Genomic DNA, 15,204 nt, shown 5'->3' with positions numbered 1-15,204 from the left:
AGCGGGAGCACGCTGAGATCGTGGGTCGCCCGTGGTGCCCGAGCCCCGTGGGAGATCCGTGAACGACCTGAGCCGCACCCCTACGCGCCCCGGCGCGTGCCCCACCCGTCCCTCCGCCACCTCCGAGGTGCGTCGCCGGGCCTACGTGCTCGACACCTCGGTGCTGCTGGCCGACCCGAAGGCCCTGGTGCGCTTCGAGGAGCACGACGTGGTGATCCCGGTGGTGGTGCTGCTCGAGCTGGAGTCGAAGCGCAACCACCCCGAGCTCGGCTGGGCGGCCCGTGAGGCGCTGCGCTTCCTCGAGGACCTGAGGGTGCGCCACGGGGGGCTGACCTCCCCGATCCCGGTCAACGACCAGGGCGGCACGCTACGGGTGGAGCTGAACCACCAGGACCCCGCGGCGCTGCCGCCGTCGCTCACCGGCGACACGAACGACCACCGCATCCTGGCCGTGGCCAGGAACCTGGCCGACGAGGACCTCGCCGTCAGCGTGGTCACCAAGGACCTGCCGTTGCGGCTCAAGGCGTCGATCGTCGATCTCGACGCCGAGGAGTACCGCAACGAGCTGGCCCGCGACACCGGGTGGACGGGCATGACCTCGCTCGAGGTCGACGGCGCCACGATCGACGAGCTCTTCGACGTCGGCGTGGCCGACGACGACCGGGCCCGCGACCTGCCCTGCCACACCGGGGTCGTGCTGCACGCCGGCTCGCAGTCGGCGCTGGCCAGGGTGCACGAGGACAAGGCCCTCCACCTCATCCGCAGCGACCGCAACCTCTTCGACGTGCGGGGCCGGTCCGCGGAGCAGCGCATCGCCATCGACCTCCTCGCCGATCCCGACGTCGGGATCGTGTCGCTGGGCGGGCCGGCGGGCACCGGCAAGAGCGTGCTGGCCCTCGCCGCCGGGCTCGAGGCGGTGCTCGAGCAGCAGTCGGCCAAGCGGGTCCTGGTGTTCCGACCCCTGTTCGCCGTCGGGGGTCAGGAGCTCGGCTACCTCCCCGGGTCCGAGCTCGAGAAGATGAGCCCGTGGACGGCGGCGGTCCTCGACGGGCTCGAGGCCATCACCGGGCCCGAGGTGATCGACGAGGTGCAGGCGCGGGGCCTGCTCGAGGTCCTGCCGCTCACCCACATCCGGGGTCGCAGCCTGAACGACAGCTTCGTGATCATCGACGAGGCCCAGAACCTCGAGCGGCCGGTCCTGCTCACCGCGCTCAGCCGCCTCGGGGTGGGCAGCCGGGTGGTGCTGACCCACGACGTCGCCCAGCGCGACAACCTGCGCGTCGGGCGCCACGACGGGGTGGTGTCGGTGATCGAGGCGTTGCGTGGCCACCCGATCTTCGGCCACATCACCCTGACCCGCAGCGAGCGCAGCGAGATCGCCGCCGTGGTGACCGAGCTGCTCGACGTGCCCCTCCACGGCTGAGCGACGGCGACCGGCCTCTGCCGGCCCGGAACGACCGGGGAGCGGTGTCGGCGGGGGCGCGTACGGTGATCCCGTGCCCCGTCGTCCGACCACCGTCCCCCGGCGGCGGTCCCGTGGCCGCCTTCCCGACGTGCGGGTCCGCCGGTGGGGAGCGCCCCTCGACGGCCGCCCCTTCGCGGTGCTCGACGTCGAGACCACGGGGCTCGACCCGGAGGTCGACCGGGTCATCGAGATGGCGGTGGTCACCACCGACGCGCAGGGACGCATCACCGACGAGTGGTCGACCCTCCTCGATCCGGGACGTGACGCCGGGGCCACCCACGTGCACGGGATCGCCGACGGGGACCTCGTCGACGCCGCCGCCTTCGTCGACCGGGCGCCCGAGCTGGCCGACCGTCTCGCCGGCACGATCCTCGTCGCCCACAACCTGGCCTTCGACGTGGCCTTCCTGGGCTCCGAGGAGGGCCGCCTGGGCGACGACGTCGCGCCGCTCGCCGGGGTCGACGCCGGGCTGTGCACGTTGGAGCTGAGCCGCCGCCTGCTCCGCCGCCCTGCGCAGGGTTGGTCCCTCGGCGCGCTGTGCGCCGAGGTGGGGGTACCGCTCCTCGGGCCGCACCGGGCCCTGGTCGACGCCCGGGCCACCGCCGGGCTGCTCGGCGTACTCCTCGCCGAGGTGCCCGGCGGTCGGAGCCGACCCCTGGCGCGCCGCCTCACCGTCAGGCGCTGACCCGGCTGTCGCACCCCCGGGGCAGACTCGGCCCACGGGCTCGCGAGACCCCGGTGCGCTGGGCACGTCACGACTCGCCGGAACCCCACCGAGCGAGAGGTCCTCCCGTGGCCCACCCCCCGTCCGTCCCGTCCTCCGTCCGCACCGGCACCGCCACCGCCACCGGCCCCGAGTCGGCCCTCACCCCGGAACCGCCGTCGTTGGTCGCGGCGGCCCGCTCCCTGCTGGGCACCTCGGGTCTCCACCGGCCGGCCCTCGTCCACGTCCACCGTCGCGCCGGAGCCGACGAGGTCGTGGTCCACCCCCTGTATGCGCCCGACCCGGTCGACGCGCTCGTCGGGCGCATCGCGGCAGCCGACGTCGTCGCCGTCGGCCTGCGCGCCCCGGCCCGGAGCCGCCTCGCCCGTGGCCAGGGCCCCGTCGTCCACGGCGTCGTGGTCCACCTCGTCGACCGGACGGGGACGTCAGTCACCGTCGCCCCCGCGCTGGGGCCCCTGGTCGTCGGGCCCACCCGCGAGCCGATCGCCGGCCGGGCCGCCGACGCCTGCCGGCGGATGCTGGGCCTGCCCACCGCCCCGGCCCCGCCGCCGACGGTCGACACGGTCGTGCTCCTGTGGCTCAGCCGGTTGGCCCGCGTGGCCGCGGGCGATCCCCGGCTCGACTGGCCCGGCGCACTGTCCCGCCTGCCCCGCCCGCTCACGCCGACCGCCACCCCCGCCGACGCCGCCGCGGCCCTTCGCGACGCCACGGTGCGGTGGAGCTGGGAGGAGCTCCGCCGCGCCGTGGCGGCCGGCAACCCCGACGCGGCCGCCGGTTGCGCGGAGCCACCGGCCGCGGGCTGGATGGACGGGTCGATGCTGGCCCGATGGGTCGAGGCCGAGCTCCCCCCGCTCGCCCTGGTCACCGACGTGCTCGACGCCACCCTGGCGCCGGGCACCGTCGACCGGATCAGGGCGGCCGCCCGGCTGGGCACCGGCTCGCCGGCGTGGTGAGGTGATGGACGCGACCCGGCGCCGCCCGCCCCGTCGTGCCAGGCTCACCCCGTGTCGCTCGTCCTCGAGATCTCGTGGTCGCCCACCGCCGTCCTCGCCCTCGTGCACGACCGGGCCGCCGGGCAGGTCGTCGTCGAGGCCTCGGTGGGCCACGATCCCGGGAACGGCCACGAGCAGGACCCCATGGCCTGGTGGGAGGCCGCCTGCGGCGCCACCCGTGACGTGCTGGCGGGGATGGCCGCCATGGGCCTGCCCACCGACGAGTTCGCACTCCTCATGGTCGGCGTCGGCCGGCCTCCGGGCGGCATGGTGATCCTCGACCAGCGGGGAGAGGTGGTGCGTCCGGCCGTGCTCGGGTCGCACCCCGCGTCGGCCGCCGACGCCGAGTGGCTCGCCGGCCACGTCCCCGGCGGGCACGACGCGTGGCTCGACGCCACCGGGGCCCTGCCCGGACCCGGTTCCACGGTGGCACTGCTGTCGTGGCTCCACCGCAGCGACCCCGACGCCTGGGCCCGTCTGCACCGCGTGACGGTCCCGTCGGGCTGGCTCGTCGAGCGGCTCACCGGCCAGGCCCGCCTCGGGGCACACGACGCCGTCGGCACGGGCGTCGTCGACCGCCGCGACCCGTGCCGTTGGCGAACCGACCTGCTCGCGGTGGTCGACGCCGACATCGTGTGGACCGACGCACTCCCCGGTCTCGTCCTCCCGGCCGACCCGGCGGGGGGCCTCACCGCCGACGCCGCGGCCACGCTCGGCCTGGCCCCGCTCCTCCCGGTGCACGCCGGCGGGGCGCTCCCCACCTGAGCGGCGCGCGGGCCGGTCACCTCGTGTTCACCTCGACACCGCCGCCACCAGGGCTACGCTCCGCTCGATGACAGGGGGGTCAGTGCGCAACCCGACACCACCCGCGGGCGGCACCGCACCTTCGGGCGGCCACCCCACCGGGGGCGATCGGCCGTGAGCAGCGTCGCCTTCGACGACGTGACCAAGCGCTTCGGCGACGTGACCGCCGTGAGCAAGCTCACGCTGTCGATCGCCGACGGCGAGTTCATGGTGCTGCTCGGGCCGTCGGGGTGCGGCAAGACCACGGCGCTGCGCATGATCGCCGGCCTCGAGACCATCACCGAGGGCACGCTGCGCATCGGCGATCGGGTCGTCAACGACATCGAGGCGAAGGACCGCGACATCTCGATGGTCTTCCAGAGCTACGCGTTGTACCCCCACATGACGGTGGCCAAGAACGTCGAGTCCCCGCTCGTGGCCCGGAAGTTCCACGTCGACGGCGAGGACGAGCCCCGAAAGCTGACCGCCGCCGAGCGCAAGGAGCGGGTGGCCGACGCCACCGGCATCCTCGGCCTCACCGAGCTGCTCGGCCGGAAGCCCGGCGCCCTCTCCGGCGGGCAGCGCCAGCGCGTCGCCCTGGCCCGCGCCATCGTCGCCCGCCCCTCGGCGTTCCTCATGGACGAGCCCCTCTCGAACCTCGACGCCAAGCTCCGGGCCCAGACCCGCCTCGAGCTCGTGGAGCTCCAGAAGCGCCTGGCCACCACCTTCGTGTACGTCACCCACGACCAGGTCGAGGCGATGACGATGGCCGACCGCATCGCCATCATCAACGACGGTGAACTCCAACAGGTCGGCCCGCCCCAGGCCGTCTACGACCGCCCCCACAACCTGTTCGTGGCCCGGTTCATCGGCTCGCCGCCCATGAACACCGTGCCCGGTCGGGTGGTCGTCGAGGCCGACGCCACCCACGTCGACCTCGGGGGGCAACGGATCCCGGTGGCCCCCCTCGCCGCCGAACCGCTCGCCGACGGCACCGAGGTCGTGGTGGGGGTGCGACCCGAGCACCTCGTGGTCGACCCCGACGGCCCCGTGAAGGCCACCGTGCGCGCCGTGGAGTGGCTCGGCCACGAGCGACTGGTGCTGTGCGAGATCGGCGGCGCCGAGGTCACGGTCCGCCAGGCCAGCAGCGACACCCCCGTCACCACCGGGGAGCAGCTGCCGCTGAGCGCCGACCCCGCCGAGGTCCACCTCTTCAGCCCCGACACCACCGGGCGGCTGAATTGACCGACACCACCGACCTCCTCGTCGACGCCACGCCGACGTCCACCCCGCCGCCGGCGCCCACCCCGGTGCCGCGCCACCGCCGCCGACGGCTGCGCGACGCCGGCGTCGCGTACCTGTTCCTGGTGCCGTCGGCGATCGTCTTCGGGATCTTCTTCTTCTACCCGCTGGTCCGGCTCGTCTACCTGGGCCTCCACCAGCAGAACCGCTTCGGCACCAGCGAGCGCTACGTGGGGCCGAGCCAGTTCACCGACGTGCTGACCGGCGACGAGTTCACCTCCGGGCTGGAGATCAGCGCCAAGTACGTGCTGTTCACGGTGCCGCTGGGCCTGGTGCTCGGCGTGCTGCTGGCCGTGGCCGCCAACCGGCGCCTCAAGGGGATCAAGATCTTCCACACCATCTTCGCCTCCACGGTGGCCAGCTCGGTGGCCGTGGCGTCGGTGGTGTTCCTGGTGCTGCTCAACCCCCAGATCGGCTACTTCTCCGACCTGTCGTTCTTCAGCCTCGCCGACCCGGACACCGCGCTGCGCGGCGTCGCGCTCTCGTCGGTGTGGCAGAACCTCGGCCTCACGTTCATCATCGTGCTGGCCGGCCTCCAGGCCGTCCCCGACGAGATCCAGGAGGCCGCCACCCTCGACGGGTACGGCCCGTTGCGCCGCTTCTTCCGCGTCACGCTCCCGCTCATCAGCCCGACGCTCATGTTCCTCGTGGTGGTGCTGGTGATCTTCGCCCTCCAGGCGTTCGCCCAGTCCGACATCCTCACCGCCGGCGGCCCGGTAGGGGCCACCGAGACCCTCGTCTACAAGATCTTCTACAGCCAGCAGCCCTCCGACCAGGGCACCGGCTCGGTGATCGCCATCGGCCTGTTCGGCATCACCCTCGTGGTCACCCTGGCCCAGTTCCTCCTCCTCGACCGGCGGGTGCACTATGGGAACTGACACCCTCCAGGCGCCGTGGAAGAAGGCCGCCTGGTACGTCGTGCTCACCGTGCTCGGCGTCATCGTGCTGTTCCCGGTGTACATGACGCTGATCCGGGCCCTGTCCACCCCGGCCGACTACGTCCAGGCCGGACAGCCGCCCTGGCCCGTCGCCGTGCAGTGGGGGGTGTTCGCGAGGGCCTTCGACCTCGGCGACCTCGGTCCGAAGCTGCTCACCAGCGCGGTGGTCACGGTCATCATCGTCGGGGCCCAGCTGGCCACCTCGATCCTCGCCGCCTACGCCTTCGCCTTCCTCGAGTTCCCGTTCAAGCGGGTGCTGTTCCTCGTCTTCATGGCCACCCTGATGCTGCCCATCGAGGTGACCCTCATCCCCAACGTCGGCACGATCCGCGACTGGGACCTGCTCAACAGCTACCCCGCGCTCGTCGGGCCGTTCCTGGCCACCGCCTTCGGCACCTTCCTCATCCGCCAGGGCTTCCTCGGCATCCCCCGCGACCTGCGCGACGCCGCCGCGCTCGACGGGTTCGGACACCTCGCCTTCCTGCGCCGCGTGGCCATCCCGGTCACGAAGCCGATCGTGGCGTCGTTCACGGTGATCGCGTTCCTGGCCGCCTGGAACCAGTACACCTGGCCGCGGGCGGTGGTCACCGAGGGCCGCTGGGAGACGATCCAGATCGGCCTCAAGACCCTGTCGGCCTCGACCGTCGACCAGAACAACATCGGCTTCGCGGGCGCCATCATCGCCGCGATCCCGGTCCTGCTCCTGCTCATCTTCCTCCAACGCCAACTGGTCCGAGGCCTCACCGCCGGTGCGGTCAAGGGCTGACCCCCCGAACCGAAGGAGACCCCACATGTCTCGCTCCACCCACACCCTGCGCGCCGCCGGCGTGCTGCTCACCGGGCTGCTCGTCGCTTCCGCCTGCGGGGGTGGCTCCGACGACGCCGGCAGCGACGACGTCGGTCGCCCGGCCACCGACACCATCGAGCTCCCGGACTGCCCGGTCGACGCCCTCGACAGCGCCACTGCGCCGGTCGACATCACCGTGTGGTACCAGCTGAGCGGCAAGGCCGGCTCGACGCTCGAGGCTCAGGTGGCGGCGTACAACGCCTCCCAGGACAAGGTCCGCGTCACCGCCGAGCTCCAGGGCGCCAACTACGACGAGCTGTTCAACAAGTACACCCAGGGCATCCCCACGGGCGACCTGCCCGAGATCCTCGTCAGCGAGGACACGACCACCCAGGCCCTCATCGACAGCCAGACGGTGCTCCCCGCGCAGGCCTGCTTCGACGCCGCCGGGGCGAGCACCGACGGGTTCGCCGAGGCGGCGGTGAACCACTTCACGGTGGGCGGCGCGATGTGGCCGGGCACGGCCAGCGTCTCGGGGCTGCTCACCTACTACAACAAGAACCACTTCCGGCGCGCCGGCCTCGACGCCGAGACGCCGCCCGGCACCCTCGCCGAGGTCCGCCAGTTCGCGGAGACCATCAAGGCCGCCGGCGTCACCGGCACACCGGTCGTGATGCTCATGGACTCGTGGTTCGTCGAGACCCAGCTCGCCGGGGCCGGCCAGCCTCTCGTCAACAACGACAACGGCTACGGGCCCGACCAGACGACCGAGGCCGCCTTCGACACCCCCGTCACCCTCGAGGTGTTCGAGTGGATCGACCAGATGGTCGCCGACGGCCTCCTCACCCCGGTCCAGTCCACCCCCGGCACCGTCGACCACTACCTGGCCATGGCCAGCCAGAACGCGTCGATCACCGTCGAGACCTCCACCGCGGCGACGTCGGTGGTGGCCTTCCTCGGCGGCGACACCACGGTGCTCGGCGAGGAGAACCGGGCCGAGGCGGCCTCCACCGACACGAGCGGCCTCGACATCGGCGCCGGCGCCATGTTCGGCATCGACGAGGCGGGCGCCACCCAGATCGGCGGCAACGGCTTCTTCATCATGGACGGCGACACCTCGTCGGAGGCCCAGATCGCCGCCGCCTGGGACTTCATCACCTGGTGGAACCAGATCGACCAGCAGGCCACCTGGAACATCGAGGGCAGCTACCTGCCCTTCCTCGACGCCGCCGCCGAGGACCCGCGGGTGCAGGAGTTCTGGTCGACCCAGCTGGCCGGGAAGTGGCTCGGCATCGCCTACGACCAGCTCCAGGCGATGGACCCCGACTCCACCGGCGCCCTCATCGGTCCCTACGACAAGTTCCGCATCGCCATGACCGACGCCATGGCCGCCGTGTCGTTGCAGACCACCGATCCGGCCACCGCCATCGCCGAGGCGTCGGCCGAGGTGACCGCCGCCCTCACTGCCTACAACGACTCGTTGTAGCCCGACCCAGGAGGCCACCGTGGCCACGACCCGATCCCGACTCCTCGGCGCCATCGCCGCCCTGAGCCTCGCCGCCCTGCTGGCCGGCGCATGCAGCAGCGGCACCGACGACGCCACCGACGACACCGGGGGCGGAGGTTCTGCCGAGCTGCCGACCTGCCCGCTCGACGCCCTCGCGTCGGCCACCCAGCCGGTCGAGATCACGGTCTGGCATTCCCAGGTCGCCGAGCCCCAGAAGACCATCGAGGCCCTGGTGTCGCAGTACAACGCCTCGCAGTCCAGGGTGCGGGTCAGCCTCGAGAGCCAGGGGGCCAGCTTCGAGGAGCTGGTCCGCAAGTTCACCCAGGCCATCCCCACCCGTCAGCTCCCGGCGGGGATCGTCGTCGACGACACCTCCACGCAGTTCATGGTCGACTCAGGCGTGGTGCTCCCCGCGCAGAGCTGCGTCGACGCCGCCGGCTACGACATGTCGCCGTTCGTCGACACGGCGGTCGACTACTACACCGTCGACGGGGCGCTGTACCCGGCGTCGGCGAACCTGGGCGCGGCGCTCACCTACTACAACAAGAACCACTTCCGGCGCGCCGGGCTCGACCCCGAGGTCCCGCCGACGACCCTCGAGGAGCTGCGGACCACCGCCGAGGCCATCAAGGCCGCCGGCGTGGCCGACAAGCCGATGGTCTACGCGGTGGCACCGTGGATCTTCGAGTTCTGGATGACCGGGGCCGGGTCGTCGATCGTCGACAACGACAACGGCCGCAGTGGGGACGGCGCCCAGGCCGCCACCCTGGCCGGCAACCCCGAGGCCACCGAGCTGTTGACGTGGATGAGCGAGATGCAGGCCGACGGCCTCCTCGAGGTCATCCCCTACGCCGAGGGCCAGATCAACCAGTACCTGGCACTGGCCAGCCAGTCGTCGTCGTTCCTCGTCGAGTCGTCGAGCGCCGCCACCTCGGTGGCGTCGTTCCTCGCCGGCACCCTCGACATCACCGACCTGGGGGCCACGACGCCGGTGCCCGCCGACACCTCGACGCTCGACATCGGCGCCGGCCCCTTCGCGGGCATCACCACCGGTGGTCGGGGCCAGGTCGGGGGCAACGCCTGGTACATGACCAACACCGGTCCGCCGGAGGTGCAGGCGGCCACCTGGGACTTCATGACCTTCCTGAACTCCGAGGACGCCCAGGCCCAGCTCGCCCTCGGCGGGTCGTACCTGCCCTACCGCGAGTCGGCCGCGCAGGACCCCCGGGTGGTCGAGAACTGGACGACGACTCTGGCCGGTCGCTGGCTGTCGATCGCCAACGAGATGGTGGTGGACGGCATCGACCCGGCGTTCCCCGGCCCGCTGATCGGCCCGTACACCGAGACCCGCCTGGCGGTCCGCAACGGCCTGGAGGCGCTGACCGTCGAGAAGGTCACCCCCGAGGTGGCGCTCGACGGCATGCAGGCCGAGCTCGACGCCGCCTTCGAGCGCTACCGCGACGAGGGCTTCTGATCGCCGGTCGCCCTCGATTCAGCGGGGCAGTGTCGCCTGGCCGTACTCCCAGCTGGGGAGCTGCTCGATGCGGGCCAGCACCCAGTCGTACTCGCCGGACATGACCGCCACCTTGCAGTAGCTGCACACGCCGGCGATGTCGAGGTCGAGGGGCGCCCCGCAGTTGGGGCAACGATCGGCGAGGGTGCCGCCCTCGGGCCTGGTGACCGCCCTCGATGAACGCTGGAACGCCCAGTCCTCGGTCCACGGCTCGACCCGGGTGCTGCCCCGCACGACCTTGTTCTTGTCGTTCAGGTCGATGTCGTAGTCGGCGCAGCTGGCGAAGAAGCGAACCAGGATCGTGTCGTAGGTGGCGTCGCTGTCGGCCCACACGATGACGGTGTTCTGGATGGCCAGGTTCTCCAGCACGTTCTGCTTGCCGGCCGACAGGTACTGCTCGATCTGAAACCGGTGCTGTTGCCAGATGGCGTCGGCCATGACCCGCCGGGCCAGTTCGGGGGTGCGCTCCACCCAGGCGCGCTGGATGACGAAGAACGCCTTGTTGACCTCCGTGACGAACGCCGAGGGGTCGAAGGCGGGGTCGTGGGCGCGGATCTCGTCGAGGCCGACCTGGAGCTCGGCGAGCGACCCGGCGTGCTGGCGGGCCACGTCGGTGCCCGACAGGTAGGCACCCTGGCTGGGGTTGACGGGCTGGCTCGGCATCATGCCCCGGCCGCCACGCCGGGCGGACAGGAACACCATCATCACGATGAAGAACATGAAGCCGCCGCCGAAGAGCAGCGTGAACAGCGCGCTGGCCCCGACGGTGCCCACGCCCGAGCCGGAGAACCCGCCCCCGCCGCTGGAGAACCCGCCGCCGCCGGAGAACCCTCCGCCCCCTCCGGAGAAGCCACCGCCGGTGCCGCCGCCGGCGCGGAACCAGAGCGCGGCGATCGCCGCCAGCGGAGCCAAGAAGGGACCGGGCAAGGTCAGCTCGACGCCGGGGTGTCGTCGGACGGTCCGGGGGTCGGGTCGTCGGCGCCGTCAGGAGCAGCGGCGCCGGTCGCCTGGGCGACGGCGGTGCCGCACGACGCGCAGAACTTGGCTCCGGCCACGAGCTCGGTGCCGCACTCGGCGCAGAACCGGGCCTGGGGCATCGCCGTGCCGCACTGGTGGCAGAACTTGGCGCCGGCCGGGTTCTCGGCACCGCAGCCGGCACACGTGATCGCCGCGCCGGCGGGCGCCGTGCCCTGACCGGCGAACCCTTCGCCGCCGCCGGCGAACCCGGGGGCCGCAGGCGGCACGGGGCCCTGGGCGGGGGGCTGGGTCATCTGGTTGGCCATGCCCATGCCCACGCCGATGAACGCCGCGCCGGTGCCGTCGCCGCCGCCCTTGGCCATGCCCTCGCCGGCCCCGAGCAGCGCCTCGCCCTGGGCGTACTGCTGGAACCCGCCGGCCAGGCGGCTGTAGGCCGTGTCCTTGGCGAGCTCCTTGAGCGTCGCCTGGTCCTCGGCGGAGAGGTTGATGTCGAAGTTGCCCATGCGGGCCACGGCCAGGCCGTAGTCGGCGATGGCCTCGTTGGTGGCGGCGATGACCACCGGTTCGATGTCGGGGATGTAGGCCGACAGGCCGAGCACCGGCCATCCGTTGCGCACGATCTGGCGGGTGACCTCGGTGCGCATCACCTTGATCATCTGCTGTTCGAGCCAGTCGGTGATGTGGTCGTTGTCGGGCACGTCGATGGTGCCGACCAGGTTGAGCACCAGCTTGGTGGGATCGGTGACCCGGAAGCTGTACTCGCCGAACACGCCGAGGGTGACGATGTTGCCGGTCTGGGGGTCCTGGACGTCGTCGATGCGCCCCCCGAAGCGCTCGCTCGTGTACTCGCGGGTGCCGACGAAGAACAGCTCGGCGCGGTAGGCGTTGCCGGCGGTGGCCCAGTCGATGATGATGCCGATGCCCATGAGCTCGTCGGCCTCGACGCGGTGCTGGCCGGGGCCCATCACCCCGGCGACCTCGCCCTTGTTGACGAACAGCGCCAGCATGTCGGGCTCGACGATCAGCCGGCTGCCCTTGCGCAGGTTGACGTCAGGCCACTTGAAGAGGACCTGGTCCTTCTTGTCGTCCGGAACGGCGATGAAGACGCCACCGAGGATCGCCACGACACCACCTCACGAGCTCGTGCGCACCCCGTGCGGGTGCACGCCGCCGAGCGTACTGCCCGACCCCGGAGGTGCGCGGGTGCCCGGGAACGGCACCGGACGGCCGGTAGATTCGCCGGGTGCCTCCCCCCGCACCCCAGACTCCCGATCCTGCCGACCCGGGCCGCCGGCGCTTCCTGGTGCTGGGCGGCAGCGCGGCGCTGGCCGCCGCGGTGGCAGCCACGGGGTGCAGCATCGGCGGGGGCGACGACGGCGCGGGAACGGTCCAGGTCACCGAGCCGCCCCGACCCGTCCCGCCCGTCCTCCCGGGCGCCGCCCCGGCACCCCCGAACGACACGGTGTTCGACGTGGTCATCAAGGGCGGGCGGATCATGGACCCCGACACCGGCTTCGACGCGGTGGGCGACGTCGGGATCATCGGCGAGCGGATCGCGTCGATCTCCCTCGACCCCCTCCAGGGCGCGACCACCGTCGACGCCACCGGGAAGGTGGTGGGGCCCGGCTTCGTGGATCTGCTCTCCTACGAGCCGAACTCCTACGGGGTGTGGTTCAAGATCGGCGACGGCGTCACCACCAACCTCGGCATGCACGGCATCACCCAGCCGAGCAACGCCGCCGGGTTCTTCGACACCTACGCCGGACCGAACGGCCCGCCGCTGCACTACGGCGGGGCGGTCTCCGACCAGTACTTCCGCGAGACGCTCGGCATCCGGGGCACGGCCAGCGACGCCCAGCTGTCCCGGTTGAGCGACGCCGTCGCCGAGCAGATCGAGGCGGGGTTCATCGGGATCGCCATCGACCCCGAGTACGCCCCCGACATCGACTACGACGAGTACGTGGCCCTCGGCCAGGTGGCTCGTGAGCTGAACGTCCCGATCTTCACCCATGTGCGGTACTCGAGCCCCGAGCCGCCCGAGAAGAGCTCGCTGCTGGCCATCGACGAGGTGATCCGGGTGGCGGAGACCTCGGGGGCGTCGGTCCACGTCGACCACATCCCGTCGATGGCCACCCACGTGATGCCCGAGGCGATGGCCAAGCTCGAGGACGCCCGGGCCCGGGGCCTCGACATGACCGGGTGCTTCTACCCGTACACGTTCTGGGGCACCTACCTGGCGTCGGCCCGGTTCAACGGCGACTGGCAGGGCCGGTTCCGCATCTCCTACGAGGACCTCCAGCTCGCCGGCACCTCCGAGCGCCTCACCGCCGACTCGTTCCGGCGGTACCAGGCCCAGAACAAGCTGGTCGTGGCCTACGCGATCCCCCAGGAGGACGTGAACGCCGCCGCCCAGGTCGACTGGACGATGGTCGGCTCCGACGCCATCCCCGAGTCGAGCAACAACAACCATCCCCGGGCGTCGGGCTGCTTCGCCCGGCTCATGGGCCCCTACGTGCGCGACCTCGGCGTGCTCACCCTCGAACAGGCGCTGGCCAAGGCCACCATCATCCCCACCCGTCGGGTCGAGGCGGCGGTGCCGATGATGCAGCGCAAGGGCCGCATGCAGATCGGCGCCGACGCCGACATCACCGTGTTCGACCCTGCGACCATCGCCGACACGTCCTCGGTGGAGGACCCGGCCAGCATGTCCGCCGGTGTCGACCACGTCCTCGTGATGGGCCAGGTGGTGCTCACCCCGACCGGCGTCGACGAGAGCGTCCGCGCCGGGCAGCCCATCAAGGGCTCCACGGCGTAGCGCACACTGCGGCGGGGCATCGGCGACGGTCCAGCCGGATGGGCGGCAGCGCACCGATGCCGGGGGGATGCGCACCTCGGTGCGCCTGGCGAGGACGGCGTGGTCGACCGGAGCGGTGGGCAGCATCGTCGCCCGACCGAGCAGCTCGCAGTCGGAGGAGATGGCGTTCGTCGCGGGCACCAGCGAGGACCTCCATCAGGGTCTGCTCCACGCCGGACGCGCCGATCGGGACCTCCTCGCCACGGTCTCACCCCGCGGAGACGCGAAGCGCCCCGCTCTCCCACGCTCGTTCCGGCCGGCCCGATACCCGGTTGCGGGGAGAACGCGCTGGTCACTGGCTGCGCGAACCAGGAGATCGCCGCTGCGTCGGGTGGTGCTCAGATCACTTCGATCGGGCAGTTCGTGCCCGGGGCGTTGGCCAATCGGGTGTCGGTCGTGAGCAGGGCCGTGGCGTCGGTCATCTCGGCGAGGGCGACGTAGGTGGCGTCGTACGCGCTCAGATTCGACCGGAGTGCCCACATCCTCGGACGGAGCCAGTCGGCCGGGAACCTGGTCAAGGCGAGACGCATGAAGCCATCCAAGGCGGACGCGCCTTGCTGCTCGGTCAGGATCTTCCGGGCGACGAGACGCCGAAGGACGTTGGTCACTTCGCTGTCGATGAGGTGGGGAACGGCGAGCTCCTCGTCTCCGAGACGATCGGGATCGAGGTCGTTCGCAACGAGTCCGACGATGACGCCGGCATCGACGACTCTCAATCGCCGCGTCCCTCGTGCAACGCGCTGAGGATCGTGTCTCGATCGACATGGCCTCGAACCTTTGCCTGCGTCTCTCTGATCACGGCGGCGTTCGCGTGCACCGCCTGCGCACGCTTGGCCAGGTGCTCCAGTTCGCGCAGCATGTATCGGGTCAGGGACAGACCCTCGGCCTCGGCCGCGTCAGCCAGCGCCTCGTGGACGTCATCGGGCACGTTTCGAATCTGGATCACTCTGGACACGGCCGCCAGGCTACCACTCTGATGGGTGCACATCGCACCCATCAGGGGTTCGGTCGGACACCGCCCCGAACCGGTTGGTGAGGTTCGGTGGACCGCCGTGGGGCCTCTCCGATGTGCTCCGCGCTGGTGAGACGTGGCCCCATCCAGCCGGCGACAGCGACGGACCGACCAACGGAAACCACGTGTCCACGCTCTGAGGTCAACCGCAACCGCAGGATCCGCCCCGACGCGTCCACCGGCACGAACGACAACCCCGAGATCGCCGTTACCCCATACGAGAGGTTGATCTCCCCGCCCGACACCGGAACCCCGAGTAGCTGGGCACCAGAACCGGCCGTTGCCACGAGGCCGACAGCCACAACAAGTCCCGCCGGGGTGGCGACGAAGAACGCCGTAGCGGCGAGGC

The 15,204-nt window shown here is 71.8% G+C and carries 14 protein-coding genes; 10 read left to right on the top strand and 4 right to left on the bottom strand.

Translation table 11 applies throughout. The features are described 5' to 3' along the window. Positions 1-58 precede the first annotated feature (58 nt). The 9 genes from MUE36_14335 to MUE36_14295 all read left to right on the top strand — a co-directional run bounded on the left by MUE36_14335 (position 59) and on the right by MUE36_14295 (position 9,972). Positions 59-1,423 (top strand): PhoH family protein, encoded by a 1,365-nt coding sequence (locus MUE36_14335; GenBank protein ID MCU0312109.1) that lies wholly within the window; start codon positions 59-61, stop codon positions 1,421-1,423. Positions 1,424-1,496: 73 nt separating this feature from the next. After that, a complete protein-coding gene (locus tag MUE36_14330) occupies positions 1,497-2,150 on the top strand; it encodes a 3'-5' exonuclease (protein MCU0312108.1) in 654 nt (217 codons plus the stop codon). 107 nt (positions 2,151-2,257) lie between these two features. Further along, complete coding sequence (locus tag MUE36_14325) at positions 2,258-3,142, top strand: hypothetical protein (protein MCU0312107.1); 885 nt, start codon at positions 2,258-2,260, stop codon at positions 3,140-3,142. 51 nt (positions 3,143-3,193) lie between these two features. Then, entirely contained in the window at positions 3,194-3,946 is a 753-nt protein-coding gene (locus MUE36_14320; GenBank protein ID MCU0312106.1) for an FGGY family carbohydrate kinase, read from the top strand. A gap of 246 nt (positions 3,947-4,192) precedes the next feature. Beyond that, positions 4,193-5,209 (top strand): ATP-binding cassette domain-containing protein, encoded by a 1,017-nt coding sequence (locus tag MUE36_14315; protein MCU0312105.1) that lies wholly within the window; start codon positions 4,193-4,195, stop codon positions 5,207-5,209. Beyond that, on the top strand, positions 5,206-6,144 hold the full coding sequence (locus MUE36_14310) for a sugar ABC transporter permease (protein MCU0312104.1): 939 nt from the start codon (positions 5,206-5,208) through the stop codon (positions 6,142-6,144). The genes MUE36_14315 and MUE36_14310 overlap by 4 nt, the downstream gene beginning before the upstream one ends. After that, positions 6,134-6,970: a carbohydrate ABC transporter permease gene (locus MUE36_14305; protein ID MCU0312103.1), complete on the top strand. Its 837-nt coding sequence runs from the start codon at positions 6,134-6,136 to the stop codon at positions 6,968-6,970. The genes MUE36_14310 and MUE36_14305 overlap by 11 nt, the downstream gene beginning before the upstream one ends. Before the next feature lie 25 nt (positions 6,971-6,995). After that, the gene (locus tag MUE36_14300) at positions 6,996-8,477 is read left to right on the top strand and encodes an extracellular solute-binding protein (protein MCU0312102.1); all 1,482 of its coding nucleotides are present in this window, start codon (positions 6,996-6,998) and stop codon (positions 8,475-8,477) included. Between the two features lie 19 nt (positions 8,478-8,496). Continuing rightward, positions 8,497-9,972 (top strand): extracellular solute-binding protein, encoded by a 1,476-nt coding sequence (locus MUE36_14295; GenBank protein MCU0312101.1) that lies wholly within the window; start codon positions 8,497-8,499, stop codon positions 9,970-9,972. Positions 9,973-9,990: 18 nt separating this feature from the next. Here the strand turns inward: MUE36_14295 and MUE36_14290 are convergent, their stop codons facing one another. Both MUE36_14290 and MUE36_14285 read right to left on the bottom strand, forming a co-directional pair. Next, positions 9,991-10,938, bottom strand: coding sequence for a Tim44-like domain-containing protein (locus MUE36_14290; protein MCU0312100.1), 948 nt, complete (start codon positions 10,936-10,938; stop codon positions 9,991-9,993). A gap of 2 nt (positions 10,939-10,940) precedes the next feature. Beyond that, complete coding sequence (locus MUE36_14285) at positions 10,941-12,113, bottom strand: SPFH domain-containing protein (protein ID MCU0312099.1); 1,173 nt, start codon at positions 12,111-12,113, stop codon at positions 10,941-10,943. Between the two features lie 119 nt (positions 12,114-12,232). Between MUE36_14285 and MUE36_14280 the strand changes: the two genes are divergently transcribed. After that, entirely contained in the window at positions 12,233-13,804 is a 1,572-nt protein-coding gene (locus tag MUE36_14280) for an amidohydrolase family protein (GenBank protein ID MCU0312098.1), read from the top strand. A 377-nt stretch (positions 13,805-14,181) separates the two neighbouring features. Here the strand turns inward: MUE36_14280 and MUE36_14275 are convergent, their stop codons facing one another. Beyond that, a complete protein-coding gene (locus MUE36_14275) occupies positions 14,182-14,559 on the bottom strand; it encodes a type II toxin-antitoxin system VapC family toxin (protein MCU0312097.1) in 378 nt (125 codons plus the stop codon). Continuing rightward, the gene (locus tag MUE36_14270) at positions 14,556-14,798 is read right to left on the bottom strand and encodes a hypothetical protein (GenBank protein ID MCU0312096.1); all 243 of its coding nucleotides are present in this window, start codon (positions 14,796-14,798) and stop codon (positions 14,556-14,558) included. Before MUE36_14270 ends, MUE36_14275 begins: the two co-directional genes overlap by 4 nt. Between the last annotated feature and the right edge of the window lie 406 nt (positions 14,799-15,204).

This window comes from Acidimicrobiales bacterium (genome assembly GCA_025455885.1).
Classification (GTDB): domain Bacteria; phylum Actinomycetota; class Acidimicrobiia; order Acidimicrobiales; family Acidimicrobilacustridaceae; genus Rhabdothermincola_A.
Note: the sequence above shows the minus strand (reverse complement) of the source record. Positions and strands in the feature narration are given on the sequence as shown.